Raw genomic sequence first — 13,019 nt, forward strand, 5'->3', positions numbered from 1 at the left:
CCCCGCGCAGCACCACGATCCTGTCGGCCAGCGTCATCGCCTCGACCTGGTCATGGGTCACGTAGATCACGGTGGCGCCGAGCTTGCGGTGCAGCTTGGCCAGCTCGATGCGCATGTGCACGCGCAACTCGGCATCGAGGTTGGACAGGGGTTCGTCGAACAGGAACACCTTGGGATGGCGCACGATGGCGCGGCCGATGGCGACGCGCTGGCGCTGGCCGCCCGAAAGCGCCTTCGGCTTGCGATCGAGCAGCGGTTCGAGTTCGAGAATGCGCGCGGCGTCCAGAACCTGCTTCTCGATCTCCGGCTTGGGCACGCCGGCAAAGCGCAGGGCAAAGCCCATGTTCTCGCGCACGGTCATGTGCGGATAGAGCGCGTAGCTCTGGAACACCATGGCGATGCCGCGCTTGGACGGATCGACGTCGTTCATCCGCTCGCCGCCGATCTCCAGCGACCCCGAGGTGATGTCCTCAAGGCCGGCGATCATGCGCAGCAAGGTGGACTTGCCGCAGCCCGACGGGCCGACGAACACCACGAACTCCCCCGACTTCACGTCGAGATCCACGCCCTTGATCACATTCACCGTGCCGAAGGATTTGCGCACGTCCCGAAGGATAACGTCGGTCATGATCTGGCTTACCTCAAGGCGATTGGAGTTCGAGGGATCAGGCGACCGTCAGCGAGACGGTCGTGGCGGCAAAGCGCGGCGAAGTGACGGTGAGCGTGGCCGCTCCGGCGCCGCCGGTGGTCTCGACCCAGAGGCCGACCGAACCACCCTTCAGCACCTGCGACGACGGACCGATGACCTTGATCGGGCCGGTGACCGAGAAGGACACGGTGTCATCGAGGAACGGCAGGATATTGCCCTTCTGATCGAGCGCGCGGACGATGACGCGGGTGGCGTCCTTGGCCGTGGCGGAGAGTTCGAGATCGTCGGCCTCCACCTCAAGCGTCGTCGGCAACGGATCGTCCGCATAGTGGATCGACTTGACTTCCTTGCCGTCGATGAAGCCGGTGATGGTGGCCGCTTCCCACTGCATGCCCCACAGGCCCAGTTCGTCGGGCGTGAAGACGCGATGGTCGATGACCACGGGCGCATGTGGCAGATGCGGGTAGGTTTCCCGATCCGGCTTGACGCGCTTGACCACTTGGCTGCCGTAGCGGATCTCCACCTCGTCGCAGTTGGTGAGCACGATGAGCGGCAGGATGCCGCCGATGTTGCGCTCGCCTCGGGCATAGAAGGTGACGGGCTGCATCACCACTTCATCAGAGGGATCGCACTGGGAGGTATAGACCCAGGCGGCGAACTTTGGCTCGCGGAACATGTCCATCACGCCGTGATGGCAGATGCGGTCGCCGGAACCGAAGTCCTTGTGGGTGTTGTAGTCGAACATGCACCAGCCGATGCAGCCGGAGATGTTGGGATCGCCATAGGCGGCGTTGAGGATTTCGAGATAGCGCGTCACATGCTGAGCCTGGCGCTGCTCCTGGTCCCAGCGCTTGGTGGGATGCATGTGGCCGTTGAACTCGGTGACCATGTAGGGAACATTGCGGCCGAGGCCGGTGATCTCCGTCTGGCTGCGCAGCGCCGTGCGCGGACGATTGTTGCCCGGCAGCTCCTCGTTGCCGAGGATGAAGTCGTTCATGGTGTAGACGTCTTCGAGGAACTCGCTCTCGGTGATGTAGCGCACGCCGCCGGTCTGGCGGGTGGAATCGAGTTCATGGGCGAGACGGTTGGTCTCGATGTAGAAGTCGTGCACGTCACGCGACTCGTTGATGCGCACCCCCCACAGGATGATCGAGGGATGGTTCCAGTCGCGCGTGACCATGGCGCGCACATTGGCAATCGCTTGCGCCTGCCAGGCCTCGTCCCCCACGTGCTGCCAGCCGGGGATCTCCTCGAAGACCAAGAGCCCCAGTTCGTCGCAACGATCGAGGAACCAGGTGGACTGGGGATAGTGCGAGGTGCGGACCAGATTGACCTTCAGCTTGCGCTTGAGGAGTTCGGCGTCGCGCTCCTGGGCGCGGCGGCCCATGGCGTAGCCCACATAGGGCCAGGCCTGGTGGCGGTTGAGGCCACGGATCTTCAGCGGCCGGCCATTGAGGCGGAAGCCTTCCGGCGTGAACTCGGCGGTACGGAAACCGAAGCGGACCGCATGGGAGTCAGAGCCGGAGGCGTGGGTGGTCTCGACCTCGGCGGTGTAGAGCACCGGCGTATCGAGATCCCACAGGGACAGGCCTTCGAGATCGGTGAACACCAGCTTCACGTCGGCGGCGAGCTCGGCGGTCGACGTGGCAAGAACGGAACCCGTGGCGTCCTTCAGCGTCACCTTGACGGTGCCCTCGAGCGGCAGCTTCTGCGGGTTGGCAGTGAGCACGCGCACGGACACCGACTTGCGCTCGGCAAGCGCGTCAAGCGTCTCCACCTTGACGTTGGAGACATAGACCGGGGCAGTGACGCGCAGCCAGACGTCGCGATAGATGCCAGCATAGGTGAGATAGTCGATCTGGCCGCCGAAGGGCGGGATCGCCGGATTCTCGGCGCCGTTGATGGTGACGGTGACGAGATTGTCGCCCTTGTTCAGAAGATCGGTCAGGCGCGCCTCGAAGGGCGTGTAGCCGTCCGGGTGGGCGGCAACCGTCTCGCCATTCACATAGACGACGCTGTCGGCCATGGCGCCGTCGAAGACCAGCGCCACTTCCTTGCCCTCGAAGGCCGGCTGCCAGGCGATGCGCTTCTGATAGGTGAAGGCGCGCTGGTATGCGGTTTCGTCAAAGTAGTTGAACGGCGTCTCGACGGCGGTGTGCGGCAGGGTCACGTCGCGCCCGGCAGCGAAGGCTTCGATCAGCGCCTTCTCGGCACCTTCATGGAAGGACCAGTTGCTGTTGATTTGAGTGGTGGTGCGCATTTGCAAAGCCCTGGAGTTACTTGACCGAACCGATCATGCCTTCGACAAACTGCCGCTGCATGGCGAAGAAAACGAAGAGCGTGGGAACCGTGGCGATCACCGTGCCCACCATGACGACGCCATAGTCGGGGTAATAGGCCGATCCCAGCGAGGAGATCACCAGCGTGATCGTCTTCATCTCGTTGGACTGAAGCACGATGAGCGGCCAGAGATAGTTGTTCCACGCCGTCATGAAGATGATGATGAAGGCCGCCGCATAGGTGGACCGCATCACCGGAATGTAGATCAGGAAGAAGATCTGCCATTCCTTGAGCCCGTCCACCCGCGCCGCATCGCGCAGTTCATGGGGGAAGGACTTGGTGTTCTGGCGGAAGTAGAAGATGATGAAGGCGGACCCGACGAAGGGCAGCAGCACGGCGACATGCGTGTTGATCAGCCCGGCCTTGCCCATCATCATGAACAGCGGGATCATCAGCGCCGCAAACGGCACCATCAGCGTCAGCAGGATCGCGTTGTAGATGCGCTCCTTGTTGCGCGAGCGGAAGATCTCGAAGCCATAGCCGGCCATGGACGAGACCAGCAGCGTGATCAGCGTCTGCAGGATGGCGATCTTCAGCGAGTTCCAGAACACCACCGGCACATTCACCTGGGTGAAGAAGGCCGCGGCATTGGCGCTGAGCGCATCGCCGAAGCCGACCTTGCCCTTGACGATGTCGGTGGTGGGGTTGGTGGCGCCGAAGGCCATCCACAGGAAGGGGAAGACCGACAGGAAGGCCATCACGCCGAGGAAGGCGTAGGTGCCTGCGGAGCGGAGCGTGCGCATCGGGTTCATCGGTCGCTCTCCCGGGCAAGATAGAACTGGATGAAGGCCAGGATCGCCACCAGGAACACGATCACATAGGACACCAGCGCGGCGTAGCCGAAGCTCGGCATGAACTTGAAGGTGAGGTTGTAGATGTAGAGCGACAGCGTCAGCGCCGAGTTGGACGGCCCCGCCGCACCGCCGGCCGAACCCCCGCCGGTGATGTTGGCGACTTCGTCGAACAGCTGCAGCGTACCGATGGTGGAGGTGACCGTGGTGAACAGGATCACCGGCTTCAGCATCGGGACCGTGAGGAAGGCGAAGCGGCCGATGGAGGGCACGCCATCGATGCGCGCGGCCTCGTAGACCGACTTGTCGATGTTCTGCATGGCCGCCAGATAGAAGATCATGTTGTAGCCGGTCCAGCGCCAGGTGATGGCGATGATGATCATGGTCCGGCACCAGAAGGGATCGGTCATCCAGGGGATGGGATCGCTGATGAGGCCAATGGTCTCAAGCGTCGAATTGACGATGCCGTCGGTGACGAACATCGACTTGAACAGCACCGAGTAGGCCACCAGCGAGGTGACGCAGGGCAGGAAGATCGCCGTGCGGAACAGGCCGCGGAAGCGGATGGCCGGATTGTTGAGCACCGCCGCCATCACCAGCGCCAGCGTCAGCATGATCGGCACCTGGATCAGGAAGAAGATGAAGGTGTTGCTGAGCGCCTGAATGAAGAGCGGATCGTTCCAGAGTTTGACGAGATTGCCATAGCCGGCAAACGTCATGTTCATGCCGCGTCCCTGCTGGAACGACATCCAGAAGGATTGCAGGATCGGGAAGATCATGAAGATGGCGATGAGCGTCAGGGCCGGGGCGACGAACAGCCAGCCGTTGATGTCAAATCTGCGGCGCTGGGCCGGGCCACTCGCAAGCGAAGACATGCGCCCTCCTTCTCCGGAAGCGGTGCTTTGGCAAGAGCTGATAAAAGCCGGGCGCGGAACCAAAGGCCCCGCGCCCGGGCAGCAACAGGGGAGGATTACTGCAGCTGCGACTTGACCTGCGCGTCGACGGCCTTCAGCACGTCGTCAACCGAGGTGCCCTTGGCCAGATCCGGCAGGTGGGCGGCAATGGCGCTGTCCACTTCGTTGGTGAACACGCCGTAGTTCACGGACGGAACCTTGCTCAGCCAATCGGAGAAGTTCTGCCAGATTGGCTCGCCGCCGAAGAACTCGTCGTTGGACGAATAGGCAGTACCCGTACGAGCGGCCAGAAGCGAACCGACGGCACCGCGATCCACCAGGATCTTCTGGTAGAAGTCGATGTCCTTGGCGTAGATCTCGTTCAGGAAGTCGATGGCTTCGTCCTTGGCCTTGGAGCCGGACAGGACATACCAGCTGGAACCGCCGAGGTTCGACGCGGCGACAGCGCCGGGCACGTCGAGCTTCGGAATCGGGGCGACGCCCCACTTGCCCTTCTGGTCGGCACCGGACTTGACCGTGCCGGTGATCCACACGCCGGTCGTCACCGAGGCAACGTCACCCGAGGTGAAGGCGCCAACCCAGTCGGCCCAGCCGGCGGCCGGCTTGTAGATGCCAGCCTGCAGGATCTTCTGCTCGACTTCCAGCGCAGCCTTCAGGCCGGGGTTGTCGAGGATGTTCGGATTGCCGTCCTTGTCGAAATACCACGAACCAGCGGACTGCATGAAGATGCGGACATAGCCGGCGTCATTGGGATCGAGCGCGAGCATCTTGTGGCCGGTCTTGGCTTCGACGGCCTTGGCGATCTCGATATACTTGTCCCAGGTCAGGTCCTGCATGTCGGCGGGCTTGTAGCCGGCAGCCTCGATGTAGTCCTTGCGATAGTAGAAGCCGGTGACGCCGGAGTCGAAGGGCATGGAGTAGACCTTGCCGTCGAGCGTGGCGAGCTGAACCTTGTAGGGCGCAAAGCCGGAATAATCGACCTTGTCGCTGAGCGGGGCGAAGGCGCCCGGGAAGGACTGAAGATACTTCTGCGCGCCGTAATCTTCGATCAGGACGATGTCGGGCATGCCGTCGGAAACGCCAGAGGCCAGACCGGTCTGCAGCTTCTGCTCCACGTCGACCTTGGCGAAGTCAACAACGTTGAGCTTGAAGTCCGGATGGGTCTTCGCATAGCGATCGCCGGCTTCCTTCATGATCGCGACGTTGAAATTCGGGTCCCAGCACCAGACGGTGAGTTCGGCGGCCTGAGCGGTCACGATGGCGAGGAGGCTCGCGCCGGCAAAGGCGAGCGTTCCCCGGCGAAGGGTCTTGCTGAAATTCATCTATGTCTCCTCCACTGCCCGGCACCCTCCTCCGACCTGCCTCTCAGGTCGCGCGACAACGCGGGGGTGCCCGTCGAAGGCGATGTCCTCGCCTTGTGCCGCCAGTATTGCCCAGAAGCGAACAGCGCGCAAGGTGTTTAGTAAAATTTACTAACTTTTGCCTCAAGCATTTGAAACGATTGAATTTTTGAAAGGTAAATTTTTCAGGCGGTCTACGGCACGGCCTTTTGGCCCACAGATTCTTTACCGCCAAGCACCACCCGAGCCCCGCCGCGAAGGGGCAGATGAAAGGGACGGAATGCTGTAAAAACGTTTCAAGTCAGATAGATAGCCGGAAAATATTTTCAGTGCGCATGGACGCCCGGAGGGCTCCGTCAGCGCGCAGCCAACAGGGTTCCAGACAGGTCAAATCCACAGGGAAGCCAGCAAAGGCGTTAACCAGTTCCACCGGGCGCCCGCGTGCTGTCGCGCCAGATGATCTCGGTGGCGATGATCAGCTTCTTGGCATAGTCGCGCCCCGCCATGCGCTCGGCAAGCAGGTCGAAGGCATTCTCGCCGATTCGCTCGGCCGGGATGCGGACGGTGGTCAGCGGCGGCGCCAGGAACTGGGCCGAGGGAATGTCGTTGAAGCTGGCGATGGCGATGTCGCGCGGGATCGACAGCCCCTTCTCCTGGATCGCCCGGTAGGCACCGATGGCCATGTTGTCGTTGGAGGTGACGATGATCTCCGGCAGCGTCGGTGCCTCGAGGAGGCTGCGCGCCAGCTGGTAGCCGTTTTCGAAACAGAGCCGGTCTGCCAGAAGATAGAAGGCGGGATCGAACAGCTCGTGCTGCTGGGTCCACTGCTTGAAGGTGATCGCCCGCTCCTCGTTGGAGGGATAGCGCACATTGCCGCTCGGCCGATCGTCGCCCAGGAAGGCAAAGCGCCGGTAGCCGACGGCGTGCAACTGGTCGAGAAGCCGCGTCATGGCAAAGCGCAGATCGCAAGCCACGATGTCGAGATCGTCAACATAAGGCGCAAAATCGGCAAAAATCAGGTTCGGCGTCATCTGCCGCACCCAGTCGATCTCCGCATCGGTGTGCAGCCCCAGCGCGATGATGCCGGAGAGTACGGATGGGTCATCGACCGTCGGCAGCGCACCGGAATTGTAGAAGGTGACCACCTCCACCCGGTTGGCCCGTGCCCGTGCCTCGATGCCGAGCCGAACGCCGATGTAATAGGGATCAGCCATCTCGTCTTCGGCGCGCAGGAAATGCACGATGGCAATGCGACCGTTGCTGGCGGCGTCCGCCCCGACCGGTCGGCCGGCGCGCGGACGGTTGCGCGGCGTCAGATAGTTGAGCGCCTCCGCCGTCTCGATGATCGCCTGCCGCTTCACCTCGGTGATCGACAGCGAGGTGTCGTAATTGAGGACGCGCGACACCGTGGCGGACGAAACGCCCACCGCCTTGGCTATTTCCTTGATCGTGACCATGGAACCGCGTCCCGCATTGCCTTGCACAATCGATGCGCTTGCTAAGCGTACTGCAGGACCGGGAGCAAGCTCAAGCGGTCCAGGTAAAATATTTACCAGTGGATTTTACCGGATTTGAAGATGGCAGTCCTTAGAGCATGACGTCAGAAATGGTCAGACCGAGAGCGGTGGCGAGCGCCTCACCGATGCGCGCTTGTACAGGGACTCGTTCATCGAGATCGCTTTGGTCAAGATGAGAGCCTGACACAATTGCCAGGATTTTCGATGCAATTTCGGAGTTGTCGTAGATGATGGCATTATGTGCGAGTGAAAGCGCCGGAGAGAGATTCAACAAAGACGAAACGAACCTGCGACGCACTGTCACGTCGTCGATATGATGCCCGCCGCGCTCGACCCTCTCTTTGATCCGCAAGATGCACGCATCGTCGCTGCGAACGCAAACAAACACGAGACCAACTTCGTATCCCAACTCGCGACACTTACGCATGATCTCAATCGACTGTCGACTACCCAGGGTCGTCTCATATACGAAGCTTTGGCGTAACGACATGAGCTCTTTGAGACGCATCAATACGGCACGCCCAGCCTTCACAGAAGCACTTGAAGGGGAAGTTGGGCTCAGGTTCCGTGCAATCAGATCGGCATTGACATATTCGCCAATTGGCCTGAGCAGCTCATAAATGGTCGACTTCCCCGATCCATTCGGCCCCGCAATAATGGTGCAGAACGACGGGACTGTGGTGGTCATCTGCGACGATCTGCAGATTCAACAATTGCCCCCATCACGCTCACAACTTTAACCAAACGCTGCACACCGCCGGGAAGCTCCTCAATAAAGCCGCCACGAGCCAAGTCGAGGTAATAAATTGAGGTCCCCGCCGCTTGCGCAATCATGCGGGCAAACTGACCGATCTGCCTGACAGACTCGGCATTCTCACGGCTCTTGTCTAACAGCATCATCGAGCATCATCTCCGTTGACACGACAAATGGGCATGAAGCGAAGGGTAGAAAAGTACCCCCATAGACATCCGTGCGGCTTGCCTTGCGACGTTCTGACTTTGACGCGGCCTTTCACACAATGAAAGGCGAAAACTCTTACCATTTGGCGACTCCAGCAGGGCTCGAACCTGCGACCTGCCGCTTAGAAGGCGGCTGCTCTATCCAGCTGAGCTATGGAGCCATGCCATTGCGGTGACGCGCCCATGAGGTGCGTCGGACGCTGGCCGCTCGGGGCCAGCCGACCCCGGTCAGTGCGTCCAGACTTCGGCCTTGGAGCTCTTGAAGTTGTCCGAATAGGACATGCGCTTGGCGGTGCGCTCCTTGGGCTCGACCACACGATAGGCAAGGCCGTTGCGCGTGGCATAGGCGATGGCCTGATCGCGCGTCTCGAAGCTGAGCTTGACCTGCTGCAGCATGTCGGTCGACGAGGTGTAGCCCATGAGGGGCTCGACGGTCTTGGCCCGCTCCGGTTCGAACTCGAGCACCCAGTTCTCGGTGCGACCGCGCCCCGACTGCATGGCGTTCTTGGCCGGTTTGTAGATGCGAGCTGCCATATGTCCCACTCTTGCTGCCAAGGGTCATCGACCCGGCGGAGCCGGATCCGTGGCCCGGAAGTGATGGTCGGGGCAGCAAGATTCGAACTTGCGACCCCCTGCTCCCAAAGCAGGTGCGCTACCAGACTGCGCCATACCCCGACGATGAATTTCTGCTGGTTTTCCTAGCCGCTTCAGCGGTGCGGTGCAAGGGATCATACGCAAAAAGCACTGCAAGCGCACCTGCCACGCGCCCTCGCGAACGGCAAAACACGGAAAAAACCGCGATGCTCGCCTCAGCCGGCGACCTTGCGGGCGATGCGGTCGATGACGGGATGGCTGATGCGGTCGCCCACCTTCAGCTTGATGTAGCGCGCCTGATCGGCGTTGAGCTCCAGCACGAAGCGAACCGGCGGCCCGGAGGGAATCAGGGAGTCCGACCGCGGCCGGGCATCAGGCGCGATCGAGACAACGCGGCCATCCTCGCCGATGAACACGATATCGAGCGAGATCAGCGTGTCATGCATCCAGAAGGTGGCCTCGCCAGTGCGCTTCATGTCGAAGAGCATGCCGTGATCGCGCGGCATCTCGCGCCGATACATGAGGCCGAGCTCGCGCGTCTTTTCGGTGTCGGCCACCTCGACGTTATAGGGGTAGACGCCGGTCTCGGTGGCGATGCTGAGCACGCTGGTCGGCCCTTCGACCGGCACCGGCATGCTGTCGGCCCGACTTTCACCGGGAGCCAGACGGAAAACGACAAAGGCCACCACAAGGGCGGCGATCAAGGCGCGCAGCACGAGGCGCCAAGAAAAGGATGACTGCATCGAAGTCCGCTCCATACGAGATACACGGAAAAGACCAACCCGCGGAAAAGCCCCCTCATCCCCCAGGGCAAAACCAGCAAATGTCAGGAAGAAAGCGCGAGCCAACAGGGTCTCGCGCCAGAAACGAGAGGCGACAAGCCGCCTCTCCTAGCCTCAATGCGACGACGGAATGCCGCCCGACTGCACCGGCCGGATCTCGGCGACCATCTTGCCCTTGGGGCCGTCGCCATAGCGAACCAGCACCTTCTGGCCCGGCCGCAGCTCGGTGATGCCGAAGCGGCGCAAGGTTTCCATATGCACGAAGATGTCGTCCGACCCGTCGCCCCGGGTCAGGAAGCCGAAGCCGCGGATGCGGTTGAACCACTTGACCTCGACCTGCTCAAGCCCGCTCGACGGCGTGACCTGAACATGGGTCCGCGAGGGCGGCAGCTGAGAGGGATGAACGGCCGTGGATTCGTCCATGGACAGAACGCGCAGAGCCTGCAAGCCCTTGGGCCGCTTCAGCACTTCGCAAACCACGCGGGAGCCTTCATAGGCCGTCTGGAAGCCATCGCGGCGCAGACAGGTCACATGCAGCAAAATGTCGGGAAGCCCCGGCTCGTCGGGAACGATGAAGCCGAAACCCTTGGCGACGTCAAACCACTTGATGACACCGACCAGCTCGACAACCTCGAGCCCGAGCTCCTGCTCGATCTCCTGATTGTCACTAAACACCTGAGCCTTGGCCATGCTCCCAGCCCCCACGATTACACTGACCCCCGACGCAAATGCCTTCGCGCCCCGACTATTCGTGATTCTGCAGGTTCAAATCTACCATCAACAAGGAGGCCTTCCGCAAGCCCCGAAGACCGGCCAATTAACTATTTTCGCCGCTTTTTCGCCAAACTTTCCGTCAATCGTTACCATGAAAGCCGGTTTGGCCCGAGATCCAGCTAAATATCGCAGCGCACAAGACAATTTCCGCGAGGCCACAAAGCCTCTTGCCATGCCGCGGCGACCGAAGGCATGCTGCCGGGCCTCTCACCGGGCCATTATCCGGCCGGTCAACCTGCCAGAGCGCTTTCCGACCTGATGGAATCATCAAGTCGACTGGAAATCGTTCCGGATTCAATACCTTGCGCAGCCGTTTTTCGATCATGCGGTTTCAACATGATCGGCGGACGCTCCAGCCAATCAGGGAAAACTCCATGCGTTATCTGCACACCATGGTCCGCGTGACCGACGTGGCCCAATCCCTCCACTTCTATTGCGACCTGCTCGGCATGCGCGAAGTGCGTCGGCATGAGAGCGAGAAGGGCCGCTTCACCCTGATCTTCCTGGCCGCCGCCGAAGATGTTGCCCGCGGGACAGCGGAATCGGCGCCGCTCGTGGAGCTCACCTACAACTGGGATCCGGAAGTCTATGGCGAAGGCCGCAATTTCGGCCATCTCGCGTTCGAAGTGGACGACATCTACGCCCTCTGCGCCAAGCTGCAGGCCGGCGGCGTGGTGATCAATCGCCCGCCGCGCGACGGACACATGGCCTTCGTGCGTTCGCCCGACAATGTCTCGGTCGAACTCCTGCAAAAGGGCGACGCCCTGCCCGCCGCCGAGCCCTGGGCCAGCATGCCCAACACTGGAAAGTGGTGACCGGCACAGGTTTGCCGGCGCCCGCGCCGACAAGGGGCGGCGAGCGAGCAGAAGTCTCGCCGCCCAAAAATTCGTGAATCTTATCAATTACTTGAAACAAGGCCCACAGTGGCAAGCACCAGCCGCGGGCCGCAACGGTTCGCTACAGCCGCCTCCGTTAAGACATTTTTTACTTGCTTGCTTTGCCGCGCCGGTATTGTTTGTGCGCGGTGATTACGGGGGACGGTCCGTGCGGGAGGCGCGGCACCGACCATATTTTGCGTTTTTGTTCCGGCTGAACACGCTCGGTACTGCCTGTTGCAAGGCAAGGGCAAGACAGCGGTTCGGCTGATTTGGGGAAGGATATTGCGTATGGATGCAAAATGGCTCATTGCGGCCGCTCTGGCTGCCCTGACCGCCGCATCCTGCTCTCAGGTGATGGACGGCAGCGACTTTGCTCCCGTCAAGACAACCAGTGTCACGGCCTCGGCCTTGCCGACGCCCACAGACCCGAAGGCGCCCGCCGACACCAAATCTCCCGCCGACGCCACCGCCGCAGCTGCACCCGCCGCCACCGATCAGCCGACCCAGGCTGCCGCTCTGGCGCCCGCCCAGGCGGGAACGGCCCGCAGCCTGTTCGCCATGCTGCTCGGCCCATCCGATACACCGCCCAAGGCGCAGGAAGCGGAAGCGGCCATCCGCACCGAGGAAGCCGGAGCGCCCAAGGCCGCCGACACGGCCGCAGCGACGGCCGCACCGGACGCCAAGGCCACCGATGGCAAGACGGCGGACGGCAAGACGGCGGACGGCGCCTCGGCGCCGCAGGCGGCCGAGGACGACGCGCCCGACGAAATCTCGGAAGCCGATCTCGCCGGCGAGGCGGAAGCCGACCCGACCAAGGTGGCCGTACCGGAAGAGCCGATCAACGACGGCCTCGAGCACGACTTCGTCAACGTCTACACCTCCAAGCCGGACAAGCCGGTGGAGAAGATCGAAGGATTGCCGGGCGTCGACTGGAACAACGGCATCGTTATGGCCTCCATCGGCTCCGACGATGACCCGCGCGATCTCTTCGGCGGCGAAACCCACCCGTTTGCCCAGCAGGTTCCCGGCATCCCGCATCAGACCGTACAGGCGGCCAACGGCCTTCTGCTGGCCTGGTCCGGCATCAATGTGGACTGCGTCAAACCCAACCTGCTTGGCCTTGTGCGCCGCGCCGAAGGCCATTTCGGCCACAAGGTGGTCGTCACCTCCGGCTACCGCTCGCCGTCGCACAATCGCCGTGTCCGGGGCGCCCTGCACTCGCAGCACCTCTATTGCAACGCGCTGGACCTCTACATGCCCGGCGTATCGCGCGACGACCTCGCCCGCTATTTCTTCGACCAACCCGACCGCGGCGGCCTGGGTCTCTATTGCCACACCAGGTCGATTCACATCGACACCGGCCGCCGTCGCGAATGGCGCTGGAGCTGCACCCGCCGCGGCTGAGCGGGCTAATCCGGACAACAATTTTCCGAATATTTCACAATATATTTCAATGGCTTACAATTTTTCCGCAAAAACT

General features: G+C 61.9%; 13 protein-coding genes and 2 tRNA genes. 2 read left to right on the forward strand and 13 right to left on the reverse strand.

What is annotated here, in order from left to right; all coding sequences use genetic code 11:
* From L2I41_RS10065 to L2I41_RS10125, 13 genes are all read right to left on the reverse strand, one after another.
* A partial coding sequence (locus L2I41_RS10065) for an ABC transporter ATP-binding protein (protein WP_237153423.1) occupies positions 1-628 on the reverse strand: 628 nt, incomplete at its 3' end.
* A gap of 37 nt (positions 629-665) precedes the next feature.
* Positions 666-2,909, reverse strand: coding sequence for a glycoside hydrolase family 2 protein (locus tag L2I41_RS10070; RefSeq protein WP_237153424.1), 2,244 nt, complete (start codon positions 2,907-2,909; stop codon positions 666-668).
* Positions 2,910-2,925: 16 nt separating this feature from the next.
* Complete coding sequence (locus L2I41_RS10075) at positions 2,926-3,741, reverse strand: carbohydrate ABC transporter permease (protein WP_237153425.1); 816 nt, start codon at positions 3,739-3,741, stop codon at positions 2,926-2,928.
* Entirely contained in the window at positions 3,738-4,655 is a 918-nt protein-coding gene (locus L2I41_RS10080) for a carbohydrate ABC transporter permease (protein WP_237153426.1), read from the reverse strand. Before L2I41_RS10080 ends, L2I41_RS10075 begins: the two co-directional genes overlap by 4 nt.
* A 95-nt stretch (positions 4,656-4,750) precedes the next feature.
* Positions 4,751-6,016 carry an ABC transporter substrate-binding protein gene (locus tag L2I41_RS10085; protein WP_237153427.1) on the reverse strand — a complete coding sequence of 422 codons (1,266 nt, stop codon included), beginning with the start codon at positions 6,014-6,016 and terminating at the stop codon, positions 4,751-4,753.
* A gap of 434 nt (positions 6,017-6,450) precedes the next feature.
* Positions 6,451-7,491, reverse strand: a complete 1,041-nt coding sequence (locus L2I41_RS10090; protein WP_237153428.1) for a LacI family DNA-binding transcriptional regulator — start codon at positions 7,489-7,491, stop codon at positions 6,451-6,453.
* A 130-nt stretch (positions 7,492-7,621) separates the two neighbouring features.
* Positions 7,622-8,239, reverse strand: a complete 618-nt coding sequence (locus tag L2I41_RS10095; protein WP_237153429.1) for an ATPase — start codon at positions 8,237-8,239, stop codon at positions 7,622-7,624.
* The gene (locus L2I41_RS10100; RefSeq protein ID WP_237153430.1) at positions 8,236-8,451 is read right to left on the reverse strand and encodes a hypothetical protein; all 216 of its coding nucleotides are present in this window, start codon (positions 8,449-8,451) and stop codon (positions 8,236-8,238) included. The genes L2I41_RS10095 and L2I41_RS10100 overlap by 4 nt, the downstream gene beginning before the upstream one ends.
* A 144-nt stretch (positions 8,452-8,595) precedes the next feature.
* Positions 8,596-8,672, reverse strand: a tRNA-Arg gene (locus L2I41_RS10105).
* Between the two features lie 67 nt (positions 8,673-8,739).
* Positions 8,740-9,045, reverse strand: a complete 306-nt coding sequence (locus L2I41_RS10110; protein ID WP_237153431.1) for an ETC complex I subunit — start codon at positions 9,043-9,045, stop codon at positions 8,740-8,742.
* A 64-nt stretch (positions 9,046-9,109) separates the two neighbouring features.
* Positions 9,110-9,186: transfer RNA gene (locus tag L2I41_RS10115), tRNA-Pro, on the reverse strand.
* 134 nt (positions 9,187-9,320) lie between these two features.
* Positions 9,321-9,848 (reverse strand): DUF192 domain-containing protein, encoded by a 528-nt coding sequence (locus L2I41_RS10120; RefSeq protein WP_237153432.1) that lies wholly within the window; start codon positions 9,846-9,848, stop codon positions 9,321-9,323.
* A gap of 153 nt (positions 9,849-10,001) precedes the next feature.
* Entirely contained in the window at positions 10,002-10,577 is a 576-nt protein-coding gene (locus L2I41_RS10125) for a cold-shock protein (protein ID WP_237153433.1), read from the reverse strand.
* A gap of 458 nt (positions 10,578-11,035) precedes the next feature.
* On the opposite strand from L2I41_RS10125, the gene L2I41_RS10130 reads away from it, so the two are divergent.
* Positions 11,036-11,476, forward strand: coding sequence for a VOC family protein (locus L2I41_RS10130; RefSeq protein WP_237153434.1), 441 nt, complete (start codon positions 11,036-11,038; stop codon positions 11,474-11,476).
* Between the two features lie 351 nt (positions 11,477-11,827).
* Positions 11,828-12,943: a YcbK family protein gene (locus tag L2I41_RS10135; protein WP_237153435.1), complete on the forward strand. Its 1,116-nt coding sequence runs from the start codon at positions 11,828-11,830 to the stop codon at positions 12,941-12,943.
* The last annotated feature ends 76 nt before the right edge of the window (positions 12,944-13,019 follow it).

This window comes from Oryzibacter oryziterrae (genome assembly GCF_021864535.1).
GTDB lineage: Bacteria > Pseudomonadota > Alphaproteobacteria > Rhizobiales > Pleomorphomonadaceae > Pleomorphomonas > Pleomorphomonas oryziterrae.

Coding starts and splice junctions, on each gene's coding strand:
- L2I41_RS10070 (WP_237153424.1), bottom strand. CDS start 2,909: ATGCGCACCACCACTCAAATCAACAGCAACTGGTCCTTCCATGAAGGT.
- L2I41_RS10075 (WP_237153425.1), bottom strand. CDS start 3,741: ATGAACCCGATGCGCACGCTCCGCTCCGCAGGCACCTACGCCTTCCTC.
- L2I41_RS10080 (WP_237153426.1), bottom strand. CDS start 4,655: ATGTCTTCGCTTGCGAGTGGCCCGGCCCAGCGCCGCAGATTTGACATC.
- L2I41_RS10085 (WP_237153427.1), bottom strand. CDS start 6,016: ATGAATTTCAGCAAGACCCTTCGCCGGGGAACGCTCGCCTTTGCCGGC.
- L2I41_RS10090 (WP_237153428.1), bottom strand. CDS start 7,491: ATGGTCACGATCAAGGAAATAGCCAAGGCGGTGGGCGTTTCGTCCGCC.
- L2I41_RS10095 (WP_237153429.1), bottom strand. CDS start 8,239: ATGACCACCACAGTCCCGTCGTTCTGCACCATTATTGCGGGGCCGAAT.
- L2I41_RS10100 (WP_237153430.1), bottom strand. CDS start 8,451: ATGATGCTGTTAGACAAGAGCCGTGAGAATGCCGAGTCTGTCAGGCAG.
- L2I41_RS10110 (WP_237153431.1), bottom strand. CDS start 9,045: ATGGCAGCTCGCATCTACAAACCGGCCAAGAACGCCATGCAGTCGGGG.
- L2I41_RS10120 (WP_237153432.1), bottom strand. CDS start 9,848: ATGCAGTCATCCTTTTCTTGGCGCCTCGTGCTGCGCGCCTTGATCGCC.
- L2I41_RS10125 (WP_237153433.1), bottom strand. CDS start 10,577: ATGGCCAAGGCTCAGGTGTTTAGTGACAATCAGGAGATCGAGCAGGAG.
- L2I41_RS10130 (WP_237153434.1), top strand. CDS start 11,036: ATGCGTTATCTGCACACCATGGTCCGCGTGACCGACGTGGCCCAATCC.
- L2I41_RS10135 (WP_237153435.1), top strand. CDS start 11,828: ATGGATGCAAAATGGCTCATTGCGGCCGCTCTGGCTGCCCTGACCGCC.